Annotated in this window: 4 protein-coding genes; all 4 read right to left on the bottom strand. The window is 76.1% G+C overall.

Features of this window, described 5'->3' with window-relative positions:
* Window positions 1–30: 30 nt before the first annotated feature.
* A complete protein-coding gene (locus AC2CJA_RS24105) occupies window positions 31–405 on the bottom strand; it encodes a DUF6479 family protein (RefSeq protein ID WP_484604787.1) in 375 nt (124 codons plus the stop codon).
* Window positions 406–447: 42 nt separating this feature from the next.
* Complete coding sequence (locus tag AC2CJA_RS24100; RefSeq protein ID WP_484604786.1) at window positions 448–1,470, bottom strand: nucleoside triphosphate pyrophosphohydrolase; 1,023 nt, start codon at window positions 1,468–1,470, stop codon at window positions 448–450.
* A 28-nt stretch (window positions 1,471–1,498) separates the two neighbouring features.
* A complete protein-coding gene (locus AC2CJA_RS24095) occupies window positions 1,499–3,754 on the bottom strand; it encodes a polysaccharide pyruvyl transferase family protein (RefSeq protein ID WP_484604785.1) in 2,256 nt (751 codons plus the stop codon).
* Window positions 3,751–4,991: hypothetical protein (locus tag AC2CJA_RS24090; RefSeq protein ID WP_484604784.1), on the bottom strand; the 1,241-nt coding region annotated here is incomplete at its 5' end. The genes AC2CJA_RS24090 and AC2CJA_RS24095, both read right to left, overlap by 4 nt.

Here is a 4,991-nt window from a genome sequence, read left to right as displayed (position 1 = left end):
GGTCCGGCCGGACCGGGCGCGCGCCGGAGATCAGGTGTGGCCCGGACCTCCGGAGCCGAAGCCGCCGCTGCCGCCGGGACTCCAGGTGGGGCGATCGTTGGGATCGACGGGGTGGGTGTCCTCGTGTTCCTGGAGCTCGTACGGGAGCCGCCGCCTGCCGTCGCGGGGCAGTTCCTCGTCGTCGCGGACGCCGTCCTCGTAGACGATCGGTTCGTCCGGGCAGTCGGTGGGGGTGGAGATCCCCTCGTCGCCCCGGTTGAGCAGGCGCAAGCCGTACACCACGGCCAGGACCAGCCCACCCGCGATGATGATCCCCGGTATCAGGCCGCCCAGGCCTGCCAGTGGCAGGTCCGGCAGTTCCAGGGCGACAGAGGATATGCCGTCCGCTGTGTACAAGCCTTCCATGTCACCCGCGTACCCGTCGTTCTCCGGATCACTCCGCCGCGGTCACCCTGTGGCCCCCCGCGCCTCGGCCGCCCGTATGGCGTCCCGGTAGGTGCGGGCCGCCGCCCGCAGGGCCGTCTCGGGGTCGGTGCCACCGGCCTCGGCGCGGGCGGCCAGGGCCAGCAGCTCGTAGCCGACGCCCTCGCCCGCCGGGAGGGCGTCGATGCCGGCGGCGCGGGCCCGGCCGGCCAGCTTGGCGGCCAGGGCGAGGGCGGGCTGGCCCAGCGGGATGCCCTCGGTGACCGACTCGCGCCGCTTCTCGATCGCCTTGGTGCGCAGCCAGTGGGCCTTGACCTCCTCCGGTGTCCCGGCGGTCTCGTCGCCGAAGACGTGGGGGTGGCGGTGGACCAGCTTCTCCACGATCGTGGCCGCCACGTCGTCGACGGAGAACGGCTCGTCGGGGTCGTCCTGGGCGATGCGGGCGTGGAAGACCACCTGGAGCAGCACGTCGCCCAGCTCCTCGCGCAGGGCCTCGCGGTCGCCCTCCTCGATGGCCTCGACCAGCTCGTACATCTCCTCGACACCGTACTTGACCAGGTCCTCGCCGGTGCGGGTGCCGCTCCAGGGGCACTCGGCGCGGATGCGGTCCATGACCTGCACCAGGTCCAGCAGGCGGGCGCCGGGCAGGTCGTAGGAGCCGGGCAGCAGTTCCAGTTCGGGCATCGCCTCGCGGCCGGAGCCGGCCAGGCGGGCCAGCCCGTCGGTCAGCTCCGGTTCGCCCTCGGCGCCGGCGAGGACCACCACCGTCCGGCCGCCGCCCGCCGCGGGCACGCCGTCGCCGCCGTCCGCGCCCGTGCAGGCGTCCACCAGTTCGCGGGCGGTGGGCCGGGCGGTCTCCGCCTCGACGCCCGCCTCCCTCACGTACGGCAGCTGCGGGTGGCCGGGGTCCGGGCACAGGACGCGGTCGGCCGCGCGCAGCGCCTGCCAGGCGGGCCAGGACAGCAGTCCGGGCGCGACGCGGTGGCTGGTGGTGAGCAGGACGATGCGCCCGGTGGCGGGGGCGGGTGCGGCGTTGGAGGGGTTCACGCCCCGAACGTAACCGATCGGCGCCGGTTCACCCCGCGGGGACCGGCGCACCGGGGTCCGCGGAGCGGGCGGCCTCCACGGGGACGCCCAGGCACCGCTCCAGCTCGGCGAGGTTGGCGCGGGTGGTCTCCCACAGCGACCGCTGGCGCCCCAGGACGTCGGCCACCGCCGCGTCGTGGTCGTCCAGCAGCGCCGCGGCCCGCTCGGCCAGCTCCGCGCCCAGCTCCCGGTCGTGCACGGACAGCCCCCACTCCGGGCGGCCGATGTCGGCCAGGAAGTACGCCAGCTTGGGGTGCGAGATCAGGCTGAGGACCGGCGTGCCGCAGCCGAAGGGGATCATCCCGGCGTGCCCGCGCATCCCGATGACCAGGCGGGTACGGCGGAAGCGCTCGTAGATCTCGGCGTTGGGCAGGTCGTAGAGCGGCTCGACCGGCAGCGCGATGCCGTGCTCCCGGCGCAGGTCGTGGACGAACCGCTCGTCGGCGGGCGTGTGGGGCGCGTACCGCACCTCCGCGCGCTTGCCCAGCTCGCGCACCGCGGCGGCCATCCCGGTCAGGAAGTGGCCGTAGTCGTGGCCGAAACGCAGGCCCGCGCGGTCGTACGCGCAGTTGACCAGCACGGTGTCGTCGCGCCGCACGGGGTCGGTCCAGCCGGGCGAGAGCCTGCGCAGCACGGTGGTCGGGCACGGCTGGTAGCGCACCTTCTCGCGCAGGGATGGGGGCAGCAGCGCCCGGACGCGCTCGACCGAGCCGTGGTTGCGCAGGCCGAAGAACGCCGCCTTCTCCACCAGGGCCCGCAGGCTCTCGGTGAACCGGGTGCGGCGGTACGCCTGGCCGTCGAAGACGTTGTAGCCGACGGCGAGGACCGCCAGCGGCACGGTGATCCGCTCCAGCATCTCGTCGGAGACGTTCCACTGCCAGGCACTGTTGCCGTTGGGCCAGGTGTCGGGGAGGAAGAGCCCGCCGCCGCCGACGACCAGGGCGCGGCGGGCGTTCACGCGTTCCAGTGCCACCTCGTCGAAGAGGCGGTGGACCGGCACCGGCAGCCAGCGGCGCGGCCCGGTGTCGGCGCCGAAGCACAGCCGAACGGCCTCGGGGAGCACCTTGTCGCCCGCGTTCTCCTGGCCGGAGGCGAACAGGGCCACATGCGCGAGCTGCCCGTCTCCGGGGACGTCGGGGGCGGGCTCACCGGGCAGCAGGGCCAGGGCGCGGCAGGTGCGGTTGACGGGCTCGGCGTCGAGCCCGTCACGGGCGTACGCGCGGGCGGCGTCGTCGTCGCCGCGCAGCCACGCCAGCCGCGCGAGCCGGCTGAACGCCTTCGGCGCGACCTCGGGCGAGGCGGTGGCCAGCAGCAGATGGGTCTCGGCCTCGGCATGGCGGGATTCGGCCATCAGCGCGCTGCCCAGCGTCTCGTGGAAGCGCGGCTGGTCGGCCCTGGGGGTGACCGACAGCAGCACCTCGACGGCCTCGCGGTAGCGGCCCTCCTCGGTGTGGACGAGGGCGAGGGCGCGGGCCAGGTCCACGGTGGCGCCCCGCTCCAGCAGAGGGCGGGCGAGATGGGCGAGGAGATCGGGGTGCTTGGGGCCGGGAAGGGAGCAGTAGGCGGCGCGGAAGTCGTCGTCGGTCTGCTCGTAGCGGGCGCGGGCACGTGTCGCGGGGGTGTACTCCTCCCCGTGTCCGGTGCCGCCGAACCGCAGGATCACCGTGTCCTCGGGGACGGGCAGGCCGCCGTGCAGCCGCCGGGCGGGGAAGTCGTGGCGGGCGTCGAGGGGCACGACGCATCCGGGCACGCCGCCGCCGGACAGCAGGGCGCGGGTGGAGTCGGCTAGCCGTTCCCGCTGGAGGACCAGCAGGCCCTCCTCCGCCCGCACCCGGGGTTCGCCGGAGGGCATGGGGAGCTGCAGGACCGCGCCCACGCCGTGGCGCAGCCGCAGGAGGGGGCCGATGTCGCCCAGCACCACCATGTCCGGTCCCAGCACGATCACGGTGTCGTACTCGTGCGCCCGCAGCGCCTCCCACCGCCCGTGCCGCGTCCGGCGGGCGGTGATCCGGGGGTGCAGGCGCCGGGCGGCGTCCAGGGCGGAACCGGGCAGACCCGGGTGGAGGAGGAGGAAGTCCTCGCAGACGCGGGGGTTGGTCAGCGCCAGGCTGCGCAGCAGGGTCAGCAGGCCGGGGAGGGTGTCCTCGTCGGCGTGGCAGGCGAAGGCGATGCGGCGCCTGCCGGTCAGGGCGGCCGTGTCGGCGGCGGTACCGGCGGCGGGCGGGGACACGGGAGAAGCGGTCATCGCAGGGAGATCCTCGTCGGGGTGCTGTCCTCGGCCCGGGCCTCGGCCCAGGCGCGTTCGGCGGGGTGCAGCCGGCCGGGGCCCGGCAGGTCGAAGCCGATCAGGTCGACGACCGGGCAGACCTCCAGGAAGTCCAGCAGCCGCAGCACCGTGAAGGCGGTGGTCGGGCCGGGGTCCGTGGCGCTCTCACCGATCAGCGCCGGGTCGGTCACCGGGTGGCGGAGCGAGGCGTCGCCGACGCGGCGCTGCGCGCCGGGGACCAGCCGCCGTACCGCGCGCAGCCACTCGTCGGCGGGATCGCCGAACACCAGCCGGATGCCGACCCGATGGTCCAGGCGCGCGGTGGTGCGATGGGAGAGTGCGTGGATGTCGGTGCGCTCCCCCGCCCCGGGGGCGTCCAGGGGGAAGGCGTCGCAGCGGACGACGAGGTCGTAGGCGTCCACCCCCGCGTCCGGTACCTGGCCGGCGACCCGCGGGGTGTTCGCCACCAGGCACACCGTCCGGCCCGCCACGGCGTTGCGCAGGTCGCCGACCGCGAGCGGCTCCCCGTCGCCGCCCTCGCCCTTGCCGCCGCCGAGGAGCGGGTCGGACATCCGGTCCCGCCCGTCCAGGCGGCAGTACGCGGCGTACAGCGCGGCCAGATCCCGTACGGCGGGGTCGGCCGCGCCGCGCTCACGCAGGCGGTGGTCCGTGTAGGCGGTGAAGACGGCGCGGACCTCGGCCGCGGGCAGACCGCCGCCGGCCGCCTCGGCGAGGGCGCGGGCCTCGGGGCAGTCGTCGGCGGGGAACAGCCGCAGGGCGTCGGCCAGGCACTTCCGCCGCTCGGTGAGCGAGGCCAGCCGGGCCGCGGCGGCACGAGTGCCCGGACCCGGCTCGGACAGGGCCAGGTGGCGCTCGTACGCCCCGGCGGCCTCGGCACCGCGGCCGATCCCCTCCAGGGCGCGGGCGCGCAGCAGCCAGGCGGCCCTGGAGTTGCGGCGGACGGTCAGGGCGGTGTCGGCCAGGAGGAGGGCGAGCCGGAGGTCGCGGGCGTCCGCCGCCGTGCGGCCGGAGGCGCGCCCGGCCCTCTCCCCCGCCGGGCACCCCGCCGCGTCGAGCGCCGCGTCACCGGCGCGCAGCAGGGTGTCGAAGGCCTCCCTGTCCACGTCCGGGCCGGAGGAGCGTCCGGCGGCCCCGGTGCGGGCGGTGTGCGCGGCGATCAGGGCGCCCAGCGCGGCGATCAGGCGGGTGTGCTCCC

This window comes from Streptomyces sp. ATLC9 (genome assembly GCF_057196705.1).
Note: the sequence above shows the minus strand (reverse complement) of the source record. Positions and strands in the feature narration are given on the sequence as shown.

Excerpts from the sequence above, each read along its gene's own strand:
- AC2CJA_RS24105 (WP_484604787.1), bottom strand. The coding sequence starts at position 405 with ATGGAAGGCTTGTACACAGCGGACGGCATATCCTCTGTCGCCCTGGAA.
- AC2CJA_RS24095 (WP_484604785.1), bottom strand. The coding sequence starts at position 3,754 with ATGACCGCTTCTCCCGTGTCCCCGCCCGCCGCCGGTACCGCCGCCGAC.